Annotated in this window: 15 protein-coding genes; 5 read left to right on the forward strand and 10 right to left on the reverse strand. The window is 71.9% G+C overall.

Annotation, left to right across the window (positions count from 1 at the left end):
• Positions 1-57: 57 nt before the first annotated feature.
• Complete coding sequence (locus NON19_RS12955; protein ID WP_303653651.1) at positions 58-456, reverse strand: MGMT family protein; 399 nt, start codon at positions 454-456, stop codon at positions 58-60.
• A 251-nt stretch (positions 457-707) separates the two neighbouring features.
• On the opposite strand from NON19_RS12955, the gene NON19_RS12960 reads away from it, so the two are divergent.
• From NON19_RS12960 to NON19_RS12980, 5 genes are all read left to right on the forward strand, one after another.
• Positions 708-3,593 (forward strand): lysylphosphatidylglycerol synthase transmembrane domain-containing protein, encoded by a 2,886-nt coding sequence (locus tag NON19_RS12960; RefSeq protein ID WP_255927519.1) that lies wholly within the window; start codon positions 708-710, stop codon positions 3,591-3,593.
• Between the two features lie 168 nt (positions 3,594-3,761).
• A complete protein-coding gene (gene modA / locus NON19_RS12965; protein ID WP_255927521.1) occupies positions 3,762-4,550 on the forward strand; it encodes a molybdate ABC transporter substrate-binding protein in 789 nt (262 codons plus the stop codon).
• Positions 4,547-6,508, forward strand: a complete 1,962-nt coding sequence (locus NON19_RS12970) for an ABC transporter permease (protein WP_255927523.1) — start codon at positions 4,547-4,549, stop codon at positions 6,506-6,508. The genes modA and NON19_RS12970 overlap by 4 nt, the downstream gene beginning before the upstream one ends.
• Positions 6,509-6,706: 198 nt before the next feature.
• Positions 6,707-9,334: a beta propeller repeat protein gene (locus tag NON19_RS12975; protein WP_255927525.1), complete on the forward strand. Its 2,628-nt coding sequence runs from the start codon at positions 6,707-6,709 to the stop codon at positions 9,332-9,334.
• Positions 9,335-9,489: 155 nt separating this feature from the next.
• Positions 9,490-10,170, forward strand: a complete 681-nt coding sequence (locus tag NON19_RS12980) for a VC0807 family protein (protein WP_255927527.1) — start codon at positions 9,490-9,492, stop codon at positions 10,168-10,170.
• 146 nt (positions 10,171-10,316) lie between these two features.
• Here NON19_RS12980 and moeZ read toward each other — a convergent pair whose 3' ends face one another.
• The 9 genes from moeZ to NON19_RS13025 form a co-directional block, all read right to left on the reverse strand.
• Complete coding sequence (gene moeZ / locus NON19_RS12985) at positions 10,317-11,495, reverse strand: adenylyltransferase/sulfurtransferase MoeZ (protein WP_255927529.1); 1,179 nt, start codon at positions 11,493-11,495, stop codon at positions 10,317-10,319.
• A gap of 179 nt (positions 11,496-11,674) precedes the next feature.
• On the reverse strand, positions 11,675-12,409 hold the full coding sequence (locus tag NON19_RS12990; RefSeq protein ID WP_255927531.1) for a spherulation-specific family 4 protein: 735 nt from the start codon (positions 12,407-12,409) through the stop codon (positions 11,675-11,677).
• The gene (locus tag NON19_RS12995; protein ID WP_255927533.1) at positions 12,397-13,314 is read right to left on the reverse strand and encodes an NAD-dependent epimerase/dehydratase family protein; all 918 of its coding nucleotides are present in this window, start codon (positions 13,312-13,314) and stop codon (positions 12,397-12,399) included. The genes NON19_RS12990 and NON19_RS12995 overlap by 13 nt, the downstream gene beginning before the upstream one ends.
• A gap of 152 nt (positions 13,315-13,466) precedes the next feature.
• Positions 13,467-14,624 carry a hypothetical protein gene (locus tag NON19_RS13000; protein WP_255927535.1) on the reverse strand — a complete coding sequence of 386 codons (1,158 nt, stop codon included), beginning with the start codon at positions 14,622-14,624 and terminating at the stop codon, positions 13,467-13,469.
• Positions 14,621-16,312 carry a glycosyltransferase gene (locus NON19_RS13005; RefSeq protein WP_255927537.1) on the reverse strand — a complete coding sequence of 564 codons (1,692 nt, stop codon included), beginning with the start codon at positions 16,310-16,312 and terminating at the stop codon, positions 14,621-14,623. Before NON19_RS13005 ends, NON19_RS13000 begins: the two co-directional genes overlap by 4 nt.
• Before the next feature lie 325 nt (positions 16,313-16,637).
• Positions 16,638-18,281 carry a dipeptide ABC transporter ATP-binding protein gene (locus tag NON19_RS13010; protein ID WP_255927539.1) on the reverse strand — a complete coding sequence of 548 codons (1,644 nt, stop codon included), beginning with the start codon at positions 18,279-18,281 and terminating at the stop codon, positions 16,638-16,640.
• Positions 18,278-19,267 (reverse strand): ABC transporter permease, encoded by a 990-nt coding sequence (locus tag NON19_RS13015; RefSeq protein WP_255927541.1) that lies wholly within the window; start codon positions 19,265-19,267, stop codon positions 18,278-18,280. The genes NON19_RS13010 and NON19_RS13015 overlap by 4 nt, the downstream gene beginning before the upstream one ends.
• Positions 19,264-20,241 carry an ABC transporter permease gene (locus NON19_RS13020; RefSeq protein WP_255927544.1) on the reverse strand — a complete coding sequence of 326 codons (978 nt, stop codon included), beginning with the start codon at positions 20,239-20,241 and terminating at the stop codon, positions 19,264-19,266. The genes NON19_RS13015 and NON19_RS13020 overlap by 4 nt, the downstream gene beginning before the upstream one ends.
• Positions 20,238-21,947: an ABC transporter substrate-binding protein gene (locus NON19_RS13025; protein ID WP_255927546.1), complete on the reverse strand. Its 1,710-nt coding sequence runs from the start codon at positions 21,945-21,947 to the stop codon at positions 20,238-20,240. The genes NON19_RS13020 and NON19_RS13025 overlap by 4 nt, the downstream gene beginning before the upstream one ends.
• Positions 21,948-21,997 lie beyond the last annotated feature (50 nt).

The following is a 21,997-nucleotide window of genomic DNA, read 5'->3' on the forward strand; positions in this document are numbered from 1 at the left end:
CGGCTGGCATGCCGGGCGCCCGAATGGCGGAAGCTGGATGGTGTGAGCAGCCGGTCGTCAGCCGCCCCCGCCCGTCCCGCGTGCCGGGCTCTGCGCCGCGCGGCCGTCCCAGCGGGCCCGTGCCATGTCCAGCCTCGGTATGTGGCCGTCGGCGGAGCGCGCGGCGGAGCGCAGCGGGGTGCCCTCCTCGCGGTACCGCGCGAGCGCGCGCAGCTCGTGTCCGGGCAGCAGCACACCGTCCGCCCGCACCACGCGCCACCAGGGCACCGCGCCGCCGTACAGCGCCATCACCCGGCCCACCTGCCGGGGTCCTCCCTCCTCCAGCCACTCCGCGACGTCGCCGTAGGTCATCACCCTGCCGGGCGGAATCAGTTCGGCGACGCCGAGCACGCGCTCCGCGTATTCGGGGAGCTGGGCGGGCTCCTCCAGGAACCGGTTCTCGCTCATGCCGCCCATCCTCGCGCAACCCACCGACAACCCCGGAGGTTTTCCACAGGGCGGTCCGGCGGCCGAGCGGTGCGGCACGTGGACGCATACCATCCGGGGTGCGCGCCCTCGAAATGCACCCTCATGCCCCCTTACGAGGTCCGGTCATGCCACCATCTTCCGGGCGGTGACTGGTGATACGAGATCAAGAACCAACGGCCGGAGAGCTGGGCGACAAGGCGCAGGACGCACTCCGCGCCTCTTCAGGGCTGCCCGCGACCATGGCGACGGGTAGCCCCGAGGGACCCGATACCCCCGAGCGGCCCGACCCGGACCCGGCGGACGCTGACGCCGCGCCCCCGCCCCCGGAGCGGACCAGCCCGCCCCCGCCCGCGGACCGCGCAGACGACGTGGAGCGCGCAGACGACGTGGGCCGCGCAGACGACGTGGAGCGCGCCGACCATCCCCCGAATCCGGAACCGCCCGCGAGCCCCGCGACCGAGGCCGTACAGGCCGCCACCGCCCCCCAGCGGCACCCGGCGGGAGCGGCGCACCCGCCGACCGGCGCGCACCCGGTGAGCGGGCAGCCCGCCGTGGAGCACGTCGACGAGCTCGCGGGCGACGAACCGCTGCTGGCCGCCCGGGTGCACCGTCCGGTGGACCTGCTCAGGTTCCTGATGGGCATCCTCGGCGTCGGCCTGGTCCTGGCGGTCGCCGGTTTCGCGCACGCCACCACCGCCGGAGTCGCCAACGACATCGCCAACGGCGCCCGGCACGCGCCGTCCATCCTCACCAGCATCGCCGGGTTCACCGCGAGCGTCGCGGTGCTGATCGTGCCGGTCGCGTTCGCCGTGGAGCGGCTGATCAAACGGGACGGGCTACGGGTCGCCGACGGTGTGCTGGCGGCCGTGCTCGCCCATGGCGTCTCGCTCGCCGGTGACCTGTGGGTGACCAACTCCGCGCCCTCGGCGATCCGTGACGCGCTCACCAGGACCGCGCCCAGCGGCGGCATCACCGACCCGGTGCACGGCTATCTGGCGCCGGTCATCGCCTACATGACGGCGGTGGGCATGGCCCGTCGGCCGCGGTGGCGGGTGGCGCTGTGGTTCGTGCTGGTGCTGGACTCCTTCGCGGTGCTGGTCGGCGGCTACACCACACCGTTCTCGATCATCGCGACCGTGCTGATCGGCTGGACCGTCGCCTACGGCACCGTCTACGCGGTCGGCTCGCCCAACGTCCGGCCCACCGGGCGGACGCTGATGGCCGGTCTGCAGCGGCTCGGTTTCAACCCGGTCACCGCGCAGCGGCTGGACGACGGCCCGGAGGCGCCGGACTCCGAACGCGGTCGCCGCTATCTGGTGACCCTGGAGAACGCCGTTCCGCTGGACATCACCGTGGTCGACCGCGAGCAGCAGGCGCACGGCTTCTTCTACCGGGTCTGGAGACGGCTGCAACTGCGCGGCGTCAACGAGCAGCGCAACAGCCTGCAGTCGCTGCGCCAGGCACTTGAACAGGAGGCGCTGCTCGCCTACGCCGCGATCTCCGCCGGGGCGCACGCCCCGAAGCTCATCGCCACCTCCGAACTGGGCCCGGACGCGGTGATGCTGGTCTACGAGCACATCGACGGCCGCTCCCTGGACACCCTCGGCGACGAGGAGATCACGGACGCGGTGCTGGACGGCGCCTGGCGGCAGGTCAAGGCACTGCAGTCGCGTCGCATTTCGCACCGCCGACTGGTCGGCGAGTCCCTGCTGGTGGATCGTTCCGGCACGATCTACCTGACCGATCTGCGCAGTGGTGAGATCGCGGCGGGCGACATCGTGCTGCGAATGGACATCGCCCAGCTGCTGACCACCTTCGCGCTGCGGGTCGGCCCGCAGCGGTCCGTGGCCTCCGCCGTGCGGGTGCTCGGCCCGGAAGCGGTGGCGGACAGCCTGCCGCTGCTGCAACCGATCGCACTCAGCCGCTCCACCCGCGCCACCTTGCGGCAGCTCGCCAAGGAGCGGGCGGAGCGCGAGCGCGCCGCCGTCATCGAGGCCACCCGCAAGAAGACCGTGGAGCCCGTCCAGGTCTCCGGGGACCGCAAGCTCGCCAAGGCGCAGCGCAAGGCCGAGAAGGAGGCCGAGAAGCGCGCCATGGAGGAGGCGCTGGAGGCGGCCCGCGAGGAGGACCTGCTGTCGCAGATAAGGCAGCAGGTGTTGCAGATCCGGCCGCAGGCGCCCGTGCAGCCGGCCCGGCTGGAGCGCTTCAAGGCCCGCACCCTGTTCAGCTACATCGCCGGTGCGGTCGCCGGGTACTTCCTGCTCTCCCAGTTCGCCCAGCTCAAGTGGGGCGATCTGATCAGCCACGCCAACTGGGCCTGGGCGCTGGCGGTGTTGGCGCTGTCCGCGCTGACGTACATCCCGGCGGCGATGACCCTGCTGGGCTTCGTCCCGGAAAAGGTGCCGTTCGGCCGTACCGTGATGGCGCAGGTGGCGGGGAACTTCGTCAAGCTGGTGGCGCCCGCCGCGGTCGGCGGTGTGGCGCTCAACACCCGCTTCCTGCAGCGCAACGGCGTCCGCCCGGGCCTGGCGGTGGCCAGCGTCGGCGCCTCCCAACTGGCCTCGCTCAGCGGCCACATCATGCTGCTGGCGGCGTTCGGCTATCTGACCGGGACCCAGCAGACGCCGTCGCTGTCGACCTCCCGGACGGTGATCGCCGGGCTGCTGACCGCCGCCGTGCTGGTGCTGGTCGTCACGGCGGTCCCGCAGTTGCGCAAGTTCGTCTCCAGCCGACTGCGGTCGCTGTTCGCCGGTGTCGTGCCGCGCATGCTCGACCTGCTGCAGCGGCCGAAGAAGCTGGCCACCGGCGTGGCCGGTGTGCTGCTGCTGACGCTGGTGAACGTGGCGTGCCTGGACGCGGCGGTCCGCACCTTCGGCGACACCTCGCTGAGCTTCGCGAACATCGCGGTGGTCTTCCTCACCGCCAACGCCGTGGGTTCGGCGATTCCCACCCCGGGCGGTGTCGGCGCCATCGAGACGACGACCTCCACCGCTTTGATCATCTTGGGCATGCCCGGCGGGCAGGCGCTCTCCGCCGTGCTGTTGTTCAGGCTCGCCACTTTCTGGCTGCCGGTCCTGCCCGGCTGGCTCGCCTTCACCCACCTGACCCGCAAGGGCTTGCTATAGACCTTCCTACGACGGGCATGGCACCTGCCGGTCTCATCACCCGAACTTTGTTGCAGATGCGAGCGCCGCGGTTCTAACGTGCCGCATATGCGGCCCTACACCACCGGCCGGGCGGCCCGAGGGGGCCGCACCATCGACCGCACCTGACGTGCAGCCCGGAGTCCCGCCATGCCTCAGACCTTCGCCCGCCGTGTCGCCCTGCCGCCCGTCGCCGCCGCCCTGCTGCTGCCGCTGGCCGCCTGCGGCGGTGGCAAGTCCGACGCCTCCAGCTCGCCCAGTGGCAGCGGCGGCAAGACCACCATCACCGTGCTCGCCGCCGCCTCGCTGACCGACGTGTTCAAGGCCGAGCGCGCCGCGTACGAGAAGGCCCACCCCGGCATCACGGTCAAGTTCTCCTTCGCCGGCTCCCAGGACCTCGCCGCCCAGGTCAGCCAGGGCGCCCCGGCCGACGCGCTGGTCACCGCGGACACCAAGACCATGGACGGCGTGAAGAAGGACACCGGCACTCCGACGGTGATCGCCAGGAACCGGCTCACCATCGCCACCGCGCCGGGCAACCCCAAGAAGATCCACGGCCTGGGCGACCTGGCGAACCCGGGCCTGAAGGTGGTGCTCGCCGCCAAGCAGGTGCCGGTCGGCAACTACGGCGACAAGGTGCTGGCCGCCCAGCATGTGAACGTCAAGCCGGTCTCCGAGGAGGCCAGCGTGCGCGCCGTGCTGACCAAGGTGGAGCTCGGCGAGGCCGACGCGGGCATCGTCTACGTCACCGACGCGCAGTCCGCCAAGGGCAAGGTCGGCACCGTCAGCATCCCTGACGCGCAGAACGCGATCGCCTCCTACCCGGCCGCCACTCTCAACGGCTCCCAACACGCCGCCGCGGCGGCGGACTTCGTCAAGTGGCTCAGCTCCCCGCAGGCCCAGTCGATCCTGCGCTCGGCGGGCTTCCAGCAGCCATGACCAGCGACCGGCCAGCGCGGCGCCCCCGGCAGAGGACTCCGCTCGCCCTCGTCCTCCCCGCGGTGGCGGCGGTCATCTTCCTGGCGCTGCCGCTGGCCGGTGTTCTCGCCCGCGCCCCCTGGTCCGGCCTGGTCTCCCGGCTCACGGCGCCCGACGTCACCCAGGCGCTGGGACTGTCCCTCACCGTCTCCGTCTGGGCGCTGGCGCTCGCGCTGCTGGTGGGCGTACCACTGGCCTGGGTGCTGGCCCGGGTGGACTTCCCCGGCAAGACGCTGGTGCGCGCCCTGGTGATGCTGCCCATGGTGCTGCCGCCCACTGTGGGCGGCGTCGCCCTCCTGCTCGGGTTCGGCCGAAGGGGCCTGCTGGGTCCGGCACTTGAGAACCTGTTCGGGGTGACGCTGCCGTTCTCCACTCCGGGCGCGGTCGTGGCGGCGGCGTTCGTGGCGATGCCGTTCCTGGTCGTCAGCCTGGAGGGCACGCTGGTCGCGCTCCACCCGCGGTACGAGGAGACCGCCGCCTCCCTGGGGGCGCGGCCGCTGCGCGCGTTCTTCACCGTGACGCTGCCCATGACGGCCCCCGGGCTGGTCGCCGCCGCCGCGCTGTGCTGGGCGCGTGCGCTGGGCGAGTTCGGAGCGACGATCACGTTCGCCGGTAACCTGCCGGGCGTCACCCAGACCCTTCCGCTCCAGGTCTATCTGATGCTCCAGGACGACCCGGAGGGGGCGACGGCGGTGTCGCTGCTGCTGCTCGCGGTGGCGATGGTGGTGCTGATCGCGCTACGCGGCCGATGGACCGGACCGAAGCCCACCACAGTGGTGACCGCAGAGCCCCGAGCCGACGACAACCGCGCCGACGGCGCCAACGGCGGCGCCCCGCACCCCCACAGCCGCCCCGCGCCGCGCCGGGAGGCGTCCTGGTCGCTCGCCGCCGAGGTCACCGGCCTCACCCAGCTCACGCTCGCGGCGGAACCCGGCACCACGATCGCCGTCGTCGGCCCCAACGGCGCGGGCAAGACCACCTTGCTGCGGGCGCTGCTCGGCCTGACGCCGCTGGCCACCGCGCGCACGCTGGCCCTCGGCGGCGAGGACGTCGCCGCCCAGGCGCCCCACAAGCGCCATGTGGCCTGGGTGCCGCAGGACGGCGCCCTCTTCCCCCACCTGACCGCCCTGGGCAACACCGCGTACGGCCTACGGGCCCAGGGCGTCTCCCGGCGCGCCGCCCGCGCCGAGGCGCGGTCCTGGCTGGACCGGCTGGCGGTCGGTGACCTGGCGTCCCGCAGGCCGGGGCGGCTGAGCGGCGGCCAGGCCCAACGCGTGGCGCTCGCCCGGGCGTTGGCCGCCCGGCCCCGGCTGCTGCTGCTCGACGAGCCGTTGGCAGCACTTGATCAGACGACGCGCGCCCATGTGCGGCACACGCTGCGCGAGCACCTGGCGGACTTTCCCGGTGTATGCCTGATCGTCACGCACGATCCCGTCGAGGCGGTCTCGCTCGCCGATCAGGTGCTCGTACTGGAAGGCGGCCGTCCGGTGCAGTACGCCCCGCCCGCCGAGGTGTCCCGGCATCCGCGCTCGCCATGGGTGGCCCGGATGCTCGGGCGCAACGCCTGGTCGGGCCGGGTCCGGAACTCGGTGCTCGAACTGCCCGGCGGCGCCCGGCTGATGGCGGCGGAGCCGCTGCCCGACGGCACCGCGGACGGCGCGGGCGCGCTGGCGGTGGCCGGGCCCGAGGCGGTCTCGCTGCACCGCGAGCGCCCCACCGGCAGCCCGCGCAACGTCTGGCGCGGCAGGGTACGCGAGTTGACGGCGCTCGGTGCGCGGATCCGCGTCCTGGTCACGGCGGACGGGCTGGACGCGATCGCCGAGATCACCACCGCCGCCGCGGCCGAACTCGCCCTGTCCGAGGGCGAGGAGGTCTGGGTCAGCGTCAAGGCCACCGAGATCACTTTGATCGCGCTGTAGGCCGTGGCGCCGGTTGGCGCGTCTCAGGCCGCCAAACCTCCGAACCCTGACTGACCTCTGTCAAATTTTTGGTCAAGTTAACGCTGCCCGCTCCCGCGCGGCGCACCTCCTGTGATCGGGTCTGCCCTGCATCGACACCACGCGCTGTGGTGACAGCCGTTGTGGCGTCCTTACCAACGCCTGTTCGGGGAGGTTTTGTTGAGAGCACCAACCCGCAGACACCGCACCAGACGGTGGCTCACCATCTGCGCCGCGGCCGCCAGTGCGGCCCTCGTCGCCGTACCCGCGACAGCGGCCTCGGGACCGGGCGCGGCCCTTGGCCCGTACGGCAACCCGTACCGCGCCCACACCATGAAGCCGCTGGACGACGGCGGCGACAAGGGCGGTGAGGCCGACGAGATCGCCGAGGGCGCCGCCCAGTACGCGGAGGCCCGCACCTCACCCGGCACCCTCACCCCCGGCGCGTACGGTGCCGCTTGGAACGCCCTGAACAGGTTGCCCTCCACCGGCGGTGCCTGGCGGCATGTCACCGGGCTCACCTACAACTCGGACGATCCCCGCTACCGCGACACCGACTCCAACTCCAGTGGCGGCTACGGCGATGTCACCGGCCGTACCGCCGCGCTGGCCGCTGACCGCGACGGCTACGTCTACGCGGGCAGCGCGGGGGGCGGCGTATGGCGGTCGCGCACCGGCGGCGGCCACTGGCAGCCGATCAGCGACGCGCTGCCCTCCCAGTCCACCGGCGCGCTCGCCCTGGACCACGGCCATCTGTGGCTGGGCACCGGTGAGGCGACCACCAACTCGGACGCGTTCTTGGGCAGCGGCGTCTATGTGCTGAGCGATCCACGGCACGGCACGTTCACCGCCAGGGACCGGGTCGGCGGCACCGAGTTGGACAGCACCACGGTGCACCAGCTGCGGTTCGGCGGCGGAAGGGTGTGGGCGGCCACCAGCCGTGGGGTGTGGTCGCACTCCTCGACCGACCTGCGCGGCCCCTGGAAACTGGAGTTCGCGCCCAACCCCTCCTACCTGCCGGGCGGTTCACACGCTGGCGACCCCGCCGCCCCGTACAAGAACATCACCAACGACATAGCCATCGACCCCAAGGACCCTGCCAAGGTCCTGCTGGCGGTCGGCTGGCGCAGCGGTGACGACTACAACGGCTTCTACGCCAAGGACACCAGCGACTCCTGGCAGCGGGTCAACGCGCTGGGTGATCTGCCCACCACCAGTACCCAGGTGGGCGAAGTCACCTTCGCCAGGGCCGCCGACGGATCCCGCTACTACGCCATCGACGAGTCCCCCGCGCAGTTGACCGGCGGCGATCCGAACAGCTCACTTGCCGGGATCTTCGTCTCGGCGTCCGGGTCCCCGTTCGGACCGTGGACGAAGGTGACCGACTACAAGGCGCTCAGCGGCGACGGATCCGCGCTGACCAGCGCCAAGGACATGGTCGGCATCCAGGCCTGGTACAACCAGTTCCTGCAGGTCGACCCGAACGACCCCAAGCACGTCTACGCCGGGCTTGAGGAGGTCCACGAGTCCAAGGACGGCGGCGCCACGTGGTCGGCGGTCGGGCCGTACTGGAACTTCAACTTCCCCTGCTGGAGCGTCGATCCGGCCAAGCAGACCGGTGACTGCCACCAGACCACCCACTCCGACCAGCACGCGGTGACGGTCGGCAGCTACCACGGCCAGACCTACCTCTACGTGGGCAACGACGGCGGCATCTACCGGCGTCCGCTGAACGGCAGCCAGGACGCCTCCGGGCACGCCACGGACTGGACCTCGCTCAACGACGGCACCATCGACACCCTCCAGTACTACTCGGTGGGCGTGGGCACGGACCGTGACTTCGGCGGCGTCGCCGTCAACGGCGGCCTGCAGGACAACGGGCAGTCGATGCTGCGGGGCCGGGACAAGGTGATGGGCTCCAACTTCGGCGGCGACGGCGGGGACACGCTCACCGACCCCGCCAACGGGTGCGACATCGCCCAGGAGTACGTCTACCTCGCGCTGAACGTCACGCAGAACTGCGCGGTCAACAACGGTGCCTGGGCCACGGATCCGACCAAGGCCACCTCGTACTCGGTCGCCCCGCCGGACAACGCCAGCCAGGAAGCCCGGTTCATCGCACCGCTCACCGCCGATGTGCAGGACGGCAACACCTGGATCGCGGGCGGACGCCACATCTGGGTGCAGACCCATGGCTACGCCATCCGTGACCCCAAGGAGTGGACCAGCGCCTACGACCTCGGCGCGGGCCACGTCGCGACGGCGGTCGCCGCCGAGGGCGGCAAGGTGTACGCGGCCTGGTGCGGCCCCTGCGACAGCAAGGGCTTCACCCGCGGCATCGCGGTCGGCAACGCGGACGGCACCGGCTGGCACCAGCTCGGCCTGCCGACCACCGGCGCACCGGGCACCGTGCCCGACCGCTACCTCGCGGGCCTCGCCCTTGACCCGCACGACGCCAACCACGTCTACCTCGCGGTCAACGGCTTCTCACGGCACTGGACTTCCGGCGCCGGGGCGGGCTACGGCCACCTCTTCGAATCCAGGGACGGCGGCTACACCTGGTCGGACATCTCCGCCAACCTGCCGGACGTACCGGCCGATTCGGTCCTCGCCCTGCCGAGCGGCGGCCTCGTGGTCGCCACCGACCTCGGCGTGCTGTACCGGGCGCCGCACGCCACGCGCTGGGAGCGGGTCGGACGGCTTCCGGCGGTCGCCGTGCTCCAGGTCAAGCTCGGTCCTGACGGGCGGCTCTACGCGGCCACGCACGGACGCGGCATCTGGTCGATCGACCTGCGGAGCTGCCGCTAGTGACAACGGGTCGGCGGGAAGCGTGCATTCCGCTGCCCGCCGACCATGACATTTGTCCTGCCTGATTGGGGAGCGGTGACACTGCCGGTAGGACCGGCGCCTCCGCGAAGCTGAGACCACGAAACGAGTTGTACGACGGCGTGGAGGCGGCGGAGATGACCGAGGACTACTCCCCTCGCAGGGAACTGCTCAACAATTTCAAGCCACTTGTTCTCGACCTCGGGTTGCCGCTCGGCTCCTACTATCTGCTGCGCGACGGCTTCGGGGTCGACATGGTGCTGTCGCTCGCCCTCAGCAGCATTCCCCCGGCGGTCCGCACGCTGTACGGATGGCTACGGGACCGCTCGCTCAACGGACTGGCCGGGCTGATGCTGGCGGTGAACGTCGTGGGCATCGCCCTGAGCTTCGTCAGCGGCAATCCCCGGATCATGGTTGCGAAGGACTCCGGGACCAACGGCGTCATCGCGATCGTCCTCATCGCCTCCGCGTTCTCCGGTAAGCCGTTGCTGTCGGCCGGTGTCAGGCCCTGGCTGGTCAAGGGGAACGCCGCCCGGGCCACCGCTTTGGACCGGCTCGCCGCCGCCTCGGACCGGTTCCGGCGGCTGCAGCGGAGGTTCACCCTGATATGGGGCGTGGCACTGCTCGCGGAGTGCGTGGCACAGGTGATCGGGGCGTTCACCCTGCCGGTGGCGACCATGGTCTGGCTGTCGAACGTGCTGCTGATAGCCGCCCTCGTACTGGGCTGCGTGATCGGCGGCGCGGCCGCCGCCGATCCCATGGAGAAGATGATCGACGCGGAGCTGGCGCCGCCCACCCTTATTCCCCAGCCCGCCTGATCCGCGCCGTCCCACCGTCCCATCGCCGCCCTCCCAGCGGAGGCTTACGCGCCAGCCCCGAACGGGGCCCGGGGCGGAGCCCCGGAAAAAAAGGGGACCCCGGGGGCGGAGCCCCCGGGGTGGGTGGCGTGCTAACGGGCCGTACGTCAGTACACCGGCTTTTCGGGCTCGATCTGGTTCACCCACCCGATCACGCCCCCGCCCACATGGACCGCGTCCGCGAAGCCCGCGTTCTTCAGGACGGCCAGCACCTCGGCGGAGCGGACACCCGTCTTGCAGTGCAGGACGATCCGCTTGTCCTGGGGCAGGTCCTGAAGCGCGTTGCCCATCAGGAACTCGTTCTTCGGGATCAGCCGGGCACCGGGAATCGACACGATCTCGTACTCGTTGGGCTCGCGTACGTCGATGATGTCGATCTTCTCGCCCGCGTCGATCCACTCCTTGAGCTGCCGGGGAGTGATCGTGGACCCGGCGGCGGCCTGCTGGGCCTCCTCGGAGACCACACCGCAGAACGCCTCGTAGTCGATCAGCTCGGTCACCGTCGGGTTCTTGCCGCAGACCGCGCACTCGGGGTCCTTGCGGACCTTGACCTGCCGGTACCGCATCTCCAGGGCGTCATAGATCATCAGCCGCCCGACCAGCGGGTCACCGACTCCGGTGAGCACCTTGATCGCCTCGGTCACCTGGATCGCGCCGATCGACGCGCACAGCACGCCCAGCACGCCGCCCTCGGCGCAGCTGGGGACCATGCCGGGCGGCGGCGGCTCGGGGTACAGGCAGCGGTAGCACGGCCCGTACTCGCTCCAGAAGACCGACGCCTGGCCGTCGAAGCGGTAGATGGAGCCCCACACGTACGGCTTGTTCAGCAGCACGCACGCGTCGTTGACCAGGTACCGCGTGGCGAAGTTGTCCGTACCGTCGACGATCAGGTCGTACTGGGCGAAGATCTCCAGCACGTTGGAGGACTCCAGCCGCTCCTGGTGGAGGACGACGTTCACATACGGGTTGATGCCCAGCACCGAGTCCCGCGCCGACTCGGCCTTGGACCGTCCGATGTCGGACTGGCTGTGGATGATCTGGCGCTGCAGGTTCGACTCATCGACCTCGTCGAACTCGACGATGCCGAGCGTGCCGACGCCCGCCGCGGCGAGGTACATCAGCGCCGGGGAGCCAAGGCCGCCAGCGCCGACGCACAGCACCTTCGCGTTCTTCAGCCGCTTCTGCCCGTCCATCCCCACGTCGGGGATGATCAGGTGACGGGAGTACCTGCGGACCTCGTCAACGGTGAGCTCGGTAGCGGGCTCGACCAGGGGTGGCAGCGACACGGGGACTCCGTTGGTCGGTTTGTCGATAAGGAACGGCTCACCCCGCGGGCGCGGGGAGGGCACGTTCCTGGTAACACTGCCACGTCCGTCGGCATTCCGAGACACCCGTTCCGGTGTGCGAGACACTTCGCGACCATATGCCGGGCAAGCCCGGATACGCGGACTAACCGATCCCGGCCTCACCGGCTGGGCGGCGACTGGTTTCGCAGCATTTCGACCGCTTCGTTCCAGTAACCGGGTGGCTCGTGCCAGGGATCGGTACCGCCCGCACCGTCCTGGTCGGTGAAGTGCACCGTCGCCGCGCCCTGCCAGCGGGCGATCCGCATCGCCGTCTCAAGATGCGGTCGCGGCACGCTGTGCACGAGATGGCAGAACCGCTCCGGCGGGTGCTCCGCCGTCCACTGCGGCGCCTGCGACCAGCGGTACCGCGTCCACGGACCGAGATAGGTCACCAACTGATCGGCCGCCTCCGCATACCCGGGGTACGGGTGGATCCCGTGCCCCAGCACCAGATGGCTGTCCGCGCCGTCCGCCATGGCGTGCAGCGTGGACGCCACCCGGCGGCACTCCGGTAGCCAGTCGCGGTCGGTGGGAGCCCGGTCGAGGTAGAAGCCGGTGACCCCGTACCAGTCCATGAAGTGGTGTGCCTCGCCCACCAGTTGGGCGAAGGTCCGCCCGCCGTACGCGGTGTTCAGCCGCCCCAGAACCCGCGCCCCGGCCTCCCGCAGCCGGGTCACCACCTCGGCGTACCGCCGATCGCGCCGCCGCCCCGGGTCCTGTGCCGAATCCACCACCACCCAGTGCAGCGGCGCCCCCACCGCCCGGGCCAGCTCGACCCACCCGGCGGCGCCCGGGGCGGCCCGCACCGGCACGCCGAAGCCCGCCAGCGTGACGCCCGAGGTCAGATGCGGCATGCCGCCTCCATCCAGATGTCCGCCAGCGACTCGTCGAGCCCGATCCGCGGCCGCCAGCCGAGCCGGTCCCGCGCGGTGCGCACATCGGCCTGCTGCCAGGCCCCGCAGCCGTCCGGGTACGGCGCCGAGCCCGCGGCGGGCACCACCGCCGCCTCGTCCAGCTCGTGCAGCGCGCCACCGAATCCCGCGGCCCGCGCCAGATGGGCGACGGCGTCCCGCAGCCGGACGGCCCGGCCGGTGCCGATGTTGACCACGCCCTGCGCGGCGGAGAGAGAAGCGGCGTGCACGGCGCGCGCGATGTCCCTCACGTCCACGAAGTCCCGTTGCATGCCGAGGCCGCCGAGCTTGAGGTCACCGTCGCCGTTCTGCATCGCCCGGCGCAGTGCCTCGGCCAGCCGCCCCAGCGGGGAGGCGGCCGGGGTGCCGGGGCCGACCGGTGAGAAGACCCGCAGCACGATGGCGTCAAGACTGGAGCCGAGGACGAGTTCGGTGGCGGCCAGCTTGCTCACCCCGTACGGCCCGCCCGGCCGCGGCACCGCGTCCTCACTGGTCGAGGAGCCGGTGGGCGAGGGGCCGTACTCCGAGGCGCAGCCGAGGTGGACCAGGCGGGCGCCGCAACTGCTGCGGCGCAGCGCCTCGCAGACCGTGGCGACGGCCACCGTGTTGTGCCGGGTCAGTTCGCGGGCCCCGCCCCGGGTGGTGCCCGCGCAGTTGACGACGACGCCGGGGTGCACCGCGTCGAGGAACCGGGCGAGCGCACCGGGACTGCCGGTGGACAGGTCGAAGCGCACGTCGGAGTCGTCGCGGCGGCCGAGCGCGGTGAGCTGGACGGCGGGGTCGGCGAGCAAGCGCTCGGCCACATGGCGGCCGAGGAACCCGTCGGCGCCTAGCAGTAGCACTCTCATCGGGCGCCGCCCCGCTTCGTCCATACGCCGAGGGACAGCAGTGCGCCGCAGCCGACGGCCCCGGGGGCCGCGAGCGCCGGGTCACCGACCGTTCGGCCGCCGGAACAGCTCGCTCCGGCAGGCCGCACATACAAGGTCATCTCTCATGCTCCTCAAGGGACTTGCGTAAAACCGCTGGATGGATCACCGGCCACTGCCCGGTCGGCGAGGGCAGGGCGGACATGGGTGGTGGCACGGTCACCGCCGTGCGCACTGGTGTGGCCGAGGGCGGACATCGCGTACCCGATCAGGGCGACCGCGGCGGTGGCGCACGCCACGGCCTGGACGGACCCGGGCCCCGCGGCGCCGATCAGGGCGCGCGTGGGCGAGCCGCAGAACCGCAACACCGGGATACGGCCGAGGAGTTGGGCGCCGAGAGCGAGGACCTCGATGGCGCAGGCCCCGCCGGTGCCCACCACGGCGACAGCCGGAAAGCCGTGTACGGCGAGCAGTCGGGCGGTGAACAGCAGCAGCCCGAGCGCCACAACACCGCCCAGCGCCACCGGATCGGGCCGTGCGCCGTGGGCCAGTACCGCGCAACAGGTGGCGAGCGACGCGGACAGCGCCAGGGTGAACAGGCCGAGCGTCGCCAACAGCGATGGCCGGATCCCGGCGGCGAACTCCGCCAGCCCGTGGCTGACGGCCAACACCGCCCGAGCCCGCAGCGCGAACCGGCGGGCGCACCAGGCCGCGGGCGGCAGCGCGAGGGAGCAGGCCAGCAGCCCTGTGGCGGCAAGGGGTGCGGCGGTCAGCGACCACGGCCCGTAGAGCGCGAAGGCGAGCAGCCAGCAGACGCACCACGCGCCACCCGAGGCGGGTACGGCCCGCAGCGGCCCGCGGCGCAGCGCGGTACGGGCCGCCGCGAGGGCGAGCAACAGGGTGCCGCCACCGATGACGGCGCCCCGCGCCGGGAGGGCGCACCAGACGGCTGTACCGGCCGCGCAGACGACCGCTGGCAACAGATGCCACGCGAGCCGATATACCGTCAACTCATCTGCGGTAGGCCGTTGTTGGGGTACGTCAACGGGGGTTTCCCGTGGTACGCGTGCGTACAGCTCCTCGGCGAGGGAGAAGACGTCCCGGTGCCGGAACTGGGCGGCGGTGCGGTCGGTGATGCCGTGCGCTTCGAGGCCTGCGGCGATCTCCAGTGGGTCGACCGCGCAGGCACACAGCTCGTAGTGCCGTCGTATCAGGAGCAGCACCGGATCGGCCGGTCCGCGGCGACGTGCCGACGGCTCGGCCGGGTCCGGCGTGGTACGCGGGTCGGTCATGCCTCCTCCCCGAGCGCGCCCACGGCGGCCGGTTGGCGGCGGGTCCCGCGCACCGCCCAGGCGGGGGCGCGTTCGGCACGTCGGCGGGCGCCGGAGGCGGGGCGCCAGCTTCCGGGCAGATGAGCCTCGGCGGGCAGCGCGAAGAGGGCGGACGCGGTGTGCGGGGCGGCGGGGCGGCGGTGGGCGACGAGGTCCAGATAGATCTCGCGGAAGGCGGCGACGCTCTGTTCGGCGGTGAACAGTTCCAGCGCGCGGGCGCGGGCGGCGGCGCCCAGGCGTGCCCGGCGGCGCGGGTCGCGCAGTAGCTCGACGCAGGCGTCGGCGAGGGCGCTCGGATTGCGCGGTGGCACGATCAGTCCGGTGCCGCCGATCACCTCGCGGACCGCGCCCACATCGGTGGAGACGGTGGCCCGGGCGCAGAACATCGCCTCGACCAAGGTGGTGGGGAACCCCTCGACAACGCTGGAGAGCACCAGCACGCCACCGGCCGCGTACGCGTCGGCGGGTGTGGGCACGTACGGCGAGCCGATCTCCTCGAAGGCGACCGGATTCTCGCCCGGATGGTGGCTGTCCACGGCCTCGTCGGGGAACAGCTGGGTGGCGAGCGCACGGCACTGTGCCAGGTAGTCGGCCCGGCCGCCGCCCGAGACGAGCCGCAGCCGGGCCGTCGGCACGGCAAGCCGCACCCGGGTGAACGCGTGCAACAGCGCCACCAGGTCCTTCGCGGGCTCGACCCGGCCGACCCACACCAACGTCGCATCGTCCTCTTCCGCCGATCCGGACTCGGCGGCCTCGCCGATCGCGGCGAGTCGTGCGGCGTCGATGCCCGGGTGGACCGTCCGGATCTTCGCGCCGGTCCCGCCACAGCGTTCCTGCCAGCGGCGGATGTGGCCGTTGCCGGGGGTGAGCAGGGCGGCCGTACGGTAGGACTCGGCGGCCAGCCGCCGGTACAGCGCGGCCAGCAACGCCCTTGCGCGCAGCGGGAGTCGGGCGTGCTCGCCGCCCAGGTAGTGGTCGCGGAGCCGGACGGTGTACTCGGTGACCAGCAGCGGGGTGGCGAGGTGGCGGGCGGCGAGCAGTCCCGGCAGGGTGGCCGGTCCACCCGAGGTGGCGTGGCAGAGGTCGGCGGCGCCCAGGGTGTGTTGGTCGTACCAGGGGGCGGACAGCGGGCGCAGTGCGCGCTCCAGCGCCTCGCTGGCGGTCAGCAGGTCGCTGGCGGTGGCGCCGCCCAGCAGGGGGTCGGCGCCGGGTGCCCGGCAGGCGGCTTCCAGGGCCCGCACGGCGGCTTCCGAGCGGAGGGCGGCGGGCAGGCCGCCGTGTTCGTGGGCCAAGTCGGCCAGGCCGTAGAGACCGTTGGCGAAACGGTCCGCCAGATCGACGGCGCCGGGTGGGTCGGGGCGGGCGGTGAGGGCGGCCGCCAACTCCTGGTAGCAGTCCAGGAAGCGGCGGCGCGTTACGCGTCCGCGCGGCGCGCCGTCTGGGGGCGGCCCCCACAGCGGGTGGGTGTGTACGGCGCGTACGCCGGGGTGGCGTTCGGCCAGCCGCTCCGGGGTGTCCTGGGGGTCGCGGCACAGCGCGTACAACTCGAAGTCGTGGTCGTTCAGGCCGTGGACCAGGCGGTCGCACCATGCCAGAGGGTCGCCCTTGGGGCGCCGCTTGGCACCCTCCGTCAGCAACGCTATGCGCATCCGCGCACCCCTTCGTGACCTGGGACAAGACGACGGGGCTGACGCTATGCCGATATGACGGCTCCTCGGCGGACGGTTGTCCGCCGCGCCACCAAAAGGGGTGAACGGTCGTAACTTTCCCTCCACCCCACCGTTCCGCGCGCTAAACGCTTCGCTGGAAAGTGCCGCGATGTGCAGTCGATCGGCTGCGGCACCGTCGTGGCTGGTCGCGCCCACGCGGCGGAGCCGCGCATGAACACAGCCCCGCGCCCCTTCAGGGAGAAGGGTTCTGGGGGTTTGGGGACAGGCCCCCAAACCCCCAGGAAGAAGCCCCGGCGGCGGGCGGTCAGGCCAAGGGCACCGGGTGGCGGGCGGCGCGGCGGAGGGTCGCTTCGGTCGGGTCCAGGACGGGGACCGCGGACAGCAGGCCCTTGGTGTAGGGGTGCTGGGGCGATTCGTACACCTCGTCCGCCGTGCCGAGCTCGACCACCGCCCCGCGCCGCATGACCGCGACGCGGTCGCTCACCTGCCGTACGACCGCCAGGTCATGGGCGATGAAGACCAGGGAAAGCCCCAGGTCCCGCTGCAACTCCCCGAGCAGCTCGACCACTTGCGCCTGGGTCGTCACATCCAGCGCGGAGACCGGCTCGTCGCAGACGATCAGCCGGGGTTCCGGGGCGAGCGCCCGGGCGATGCCGACGCGTTGCCGCTGGCCGCCGGAGAACTCGTGCGGATAGCGGTGGTACCACTCGGGGTCGAGCCCGACCCGCTCCAGCAGTTCACCGACCCGCAGCCGGATCCGCCGGTCGTCCAGCCGTCCGGCCGCCCGCAGCGGATCGGCGATGGACTCGCCGATGCTGCGCCGCGGATTGAGTGAGGAGACCGGGTCCTGGAACACCATCTGCAACTCGTGCCGCAGCGGGCGCAGCGCCTTCTCGCCGAGCGCCCCGATGTCCTGTCCGCGGTACCGCAGTTGGCCCGCGGTGGGGTCGAGCAGCCGCACCAGCATCCGCCCCAGCGTGGTCTTGCCGGAGCCCGACTCGCCGACCACGCCCAGCGTCTCCCCCGCCCGTACGGTGAGCGACACCCCGTCCACGGCGGTCACCCTCGCTCCGCGCCGCCCGAACTCCCGCCGCAGGCCGACCGCTTCGAGCAGGGCGTCCCCGCCCGTGGTGGACGAGCCGCCCACGGGCACCGGCGCGTCCACCCGCGGCACGGCCGACAGCAGCTCCCGGGTGTACGTCTCGCGCGGCGCCCCCAGCACCTCGGTGACCGGGCCGCGCTCCACCGCACGGCCGTCCTTCATCACCAGGACCTGGTCCACGCTGCCCGCGACCACCCCGAGGTCATGGGTCACCAGCAGCAGCCCGGCGCCGGTCTCGGCGCGCAGTTCGTGCAGCAGGTCGAGGATCTGCGCCTGGACGGTGACGTCCAGCGCGGTCGTCGGTTCGTCGGCGATCAGCAGCCGCGGCTCGCAGGCCAGTGCCATGGCGATCAGCGCGCGCTGCCGCATGCCGCCGCTGAACTCGTGCGGGCGGGACCGTGCCCGGCGCGCCGCGTCCGGGATGCCGACCCGGTCCAGCACCTCGACGGCCCGGGCCCGCGCCGCCCGCCGGGTCACCTGGCGGTGCACCCGGTAGACCTCGGCGATCTGGTCACCGACCGGGTGGTAGGGGTCGAGCGCGGAGAGCGGGTCCTGGAAGACCATGGCGGCCAACTCCCCGCGCACCCGGCGCAGTTCGGTGTCGTCGACGCGCAGCACGTCCACGCCTCCGACCCGCACCGAACCGCTCACCCGCGCCCCCGTGCCCCGGTGCAGCCCGAGCAGCCCGAACGCCACCGTGCTCTTGCCGGAACCGGACTCGCCGACGATGCCGAGCGCCTGCCCGGCCTCCAGGGTGAGGTCAAGCCCGTCCACGGCCCGTACGAACGAGTCCGCGACCGGGAACTCGACGGTGAGGCCGCTGACTTCGACCAGAGGCTCGCTCATGTCAACACCACCCGTCGGTCGGCCACCGCGTAGAGCGCGTCCGCGACGGCGTTGGCGAGTACCACGCTGAAGCCGGTGACCAGGGTCACCCCGACGACGACCGGCAGGTCGAGGATGTTGACCGAGGAGACGATCAGCCTGCCGAGGCCGGGCAGCCCGAACAGCGACTCGGTCAGCACCGCGCTGCCGAACATCGTGCCCAGGTCGAGCGCGGACAGCGCGATCACCGGGGCGAGGGCCCCGCGCAGTGCGTGCCGGGTGACCAGCCGCCGCTCGCTGACGCCGTAGGCCCTGAAGGTCCTGATGTGGTCCTCGGCGAGGGTCTCCAGCATCGAGGAGCGGGTCAGCCGGGCGTACTTGGCGGATTCGATCAGCGCCAGCGACGTCCAGGGCAACAGCAGCCCCCAGAACCACTGTTGCGGGTCCTGGCTGAGCCCCACATAGGTCGGGAACGGCAGCCACTGCAGATAGGCGCAGAACAGCAGGAGCAGCAGCAGTCCGATGATGAAGACCGGGATGGCCGTCCCGGCCAGCGTCAGCGAGGTCAGCACACGTTCGGTGAGGCGTCCGCGGCGCAGTACCGACAGCAGTCCGCTGCCGACGCCGAGCAGCAGCCAGATCACCATGGCGCCCAGCGCCAGCGACGCGGTCACCGGCAGCCTGTTCAGGATCATGTCCGTCACCTGTTCATTGGTGCGGTACGAGATCCCCAGGCAGGGCGCGTCGCAGTGCAGCACCCCGGCGCCCGCGCTGAAGTCGCGTCCGGCGAACAGTCCTTGGAGGAAGTGCGCGTACTGCAGGTACACCGGCTCGTTGAGCCCCAACTCGCCGCGCAGCTGCCGCACTTGCACCGGGCCGCACTTCAGGCCGCAGGCCAGCTGCGCCGGGTCGCCGGGGGCGACGTAGAAGACCGCGTAGATGATCACGGTCAGCGCGAACAGTACGGCGGCCATGCCGAGGAACCGCCGGGCCAGGTATCCGGTCATGAGACCGCTCCCCTGGTGCCCACCTTGGTGCGGGATGCGGCCCGTGGATCGAGCGCGGTGCGCACCGCGTCGCCGACGACGGTGAACGCCAGCGTGGTGACGAACAGCATCAGGGCGGGCAGCAGCACATAGGCGGGGTCGGCGCGGAACCAGGTGGTGGCGCTGGAGAGCATCTGCCCCCAGGAGGAGGTGGGCGGCTTGACGCCCACGCCGAGGAAGGACAGCCCGGCCTCGCTGACCACGTTGGTGGGCAGCAGCAGCGCGGCGTAGGTGATGACCGGCGCGGCGATGGACGGCAGCAGTTCGCGGCGGGCGATCCGCCAGCGCGAGGAGCCGCCGAGCCGTGCGGCGGCCACGTAGTCGAGTTCCTTGAGGGTGAGGGTCTGCGCACGGACCACGCGGGCGGTGCCGCCCCACCCCAGCAGCCCGATGACCAGCATCAGCAGTACCGGCCGGGGGAAGCCGGAGGGCACCACGGCCATCAGCGCGATGGCGAAGACCAGCGAGGGCAGCGCGAGCATCACGTCGGTGGTGCTGCTGAGCAACTGGTCGAGGAAGCGGTTGCCGAGGCCCGCGGCGAGTCCGACGCCGACCCCGATCAGCACCTGTACGGCGGTCGACCCCACGGCGACCAGCAGCGAAATCCGCGCCCCGTAGACGAGCCGGGCGAACACGTCGCGGCCGGTGCCGGGTTCCACCCCCAGCCAGTGCTCGGCGCTGACGCCGCCGAACGAGCCGATCGGCACGCCACCGGAGGCCGAGTTGACCAGGGTGTCGTGGTACGTGGTGGGGTCCTGGCCCTCGATGGCGGCGAGCAGGGGTGCGCTGAGCGCGATCACCACCAGGGCGGCGAGCACGATCGCGCCCGCGAGGGCGGCGCGCCGTGAGCGCAGCCGCCGCCATACCTGGGCCGCCCCGGCGGCCGGGGAGACCTGCGCGGTCTCCCCGGCCAACAGGCTTGCGGTGCCGCTCACTTGACCGCGACCTGCGAGACGTCGAGCACGCCGGTCCAGTCGCTGATCACCACGTTGCGGATGTCCTTGCCGTACAGCCGCTTGTAGACCGGGTGGAACAGCGGGACGACCAGGGCCTGCTGGCCGATCTTCTGGTCCAGCGCGCCCCACTGCCTGGCGGCGGCGGCATGGTCGGTGATCTTGTTGATGGCGTCGATCTGGTCGTTCACCGACGGGTCGTTGAGCTGTGCGCTGTTGAAGTTCGATCCGTCGGTGACGATCTGCCGACCGTCGAAGATCGGGGCGAGGAACGGTCCGCCGGACGGCCAGTCGGCGCCCCAACCGGCGAGGAAGAAGCCGGGCTCGGTGCTGACCGAGTGGATGGTCTGACGGTAGCCGCTCTCCTGCACGGAGTTGAGCTTGACGGTGATCCCGGCCGCCTTCAGGCCGTCCTGGACGGCGGTGGCGATGTCCGGGCCGTACTGGTCGGCGTTGGAGCTGGAGTGGGTGAGGGTGATGGTGAGCCCGCCCGGGTAACCGGCCTCCTTCAGCAGTTCCTTGGCCTTCGCCGGGTCACCGGTGGCACCCGCCGGGAACGGGTCGTACGGCGTGTAGCCGAAGGTGGCCTGGTTGGGCAGGAAGGTGGTGGCCGGATCGGCGAGCGAGGAGCCGCCCGCGGCGTTGACCACCGAGGTGCGGTTGACGGCGTAGGCGATGGCCTGGCGCACCTTGGGGTTGTCGAACGGCTTCACCTTGGTGTTGAACGCCAGGTAGTTGGTGTAGCCGAAGTGGCCGGTGCCGACCCGGGCGGCCAGTTGCTTGTCGCCCCCGATCTGGGCGAGCTCGGAGGGGCCGAGGTTGGTGTCGGTGGTGACGGCGGCGGCGTCCGCGCCGGAGCCGGTGGACAGCCGCTGGTTGATCACCGCGGGGTCGAGCCCGGACTGCACGTCGATGGTGTCGGGGTACGCCTTGCGCTGGTCGTCGGTCTTGGGCGACCAGTAGGGGTTGCGCTTGAGGACGAGGTGGGCGCCGTCGTTCTCGTTCTTGACGACCTCGTAGGGGCCGGAGGAGATCGGGTGCTCGGCGTACTTGACCCCGGTGTCCTTGGCCTTGGGCACCGGTGCGAACTGGGTCGCGGTGGCCAGGTAGGGGAAGTCGCCCTCCGGCTTGTTCAGGTGGAAGACGATCGTCTTGGCGTCCGGCGTCTCGATCGAATCCAGACCCTTAGGGTCCTTGTAGGGACCCTGGTAGTTCTGCGCGCCGGCCAGCCAGTCGTGGAAGTACGGCGGGCCGCCGGAGAGCTCGGGGGCGAAGGACCGCTCGATGCCGTACTTGATGTCGGCGGAGGTGATCGGCGAGCCGTCCTCGAACTTCAGCCCGTCCTTGAGGTGGTACGTCCACACCGTGGCGTCCTTGGACGGGGTGCCGGTGTCGGTGGCCAGGTCGGGGACGACCTTGGTGCCCGCGGTGCCGTTGGCACGGGCGCGGGTGGTCAGGGTGCGGAAGACCAGTGAGGGAACGTTTCCACCGCCGGAGGTGTACTCACGCGCCGGGTCGAACTTGTCCTGCGGGTCCTGGTTGAGGATGGTCAGCGTGCCGCCTCGGTGCGGCGTGGCGCCCGCGCCCGCGTCCCCGCTGTTGGGGCCGCATGCCACGGCCCCTCCGGCCAGGGCCACGGTGACGGCCGCCGCGGCGAGGCGGCGGGATGTGCGGGGAGATCTGGACATGGGAAACGGCCTTTCGCTGCCGGAGTTGCATGCGTGCGGAACGCGGGCAG

This window comes from Streptantibioticus rubrisoli (assembly GCF_024436055.1).
In the GTDB taxonomy this organism is placed as follows: domain Bacteria; phylum Actinomycetota; class Actinomycetes; order Streptomycetales; family Streptomycetaceae; genus Streptantibioticus_A; species Streptantibioticus_A rubrisoli.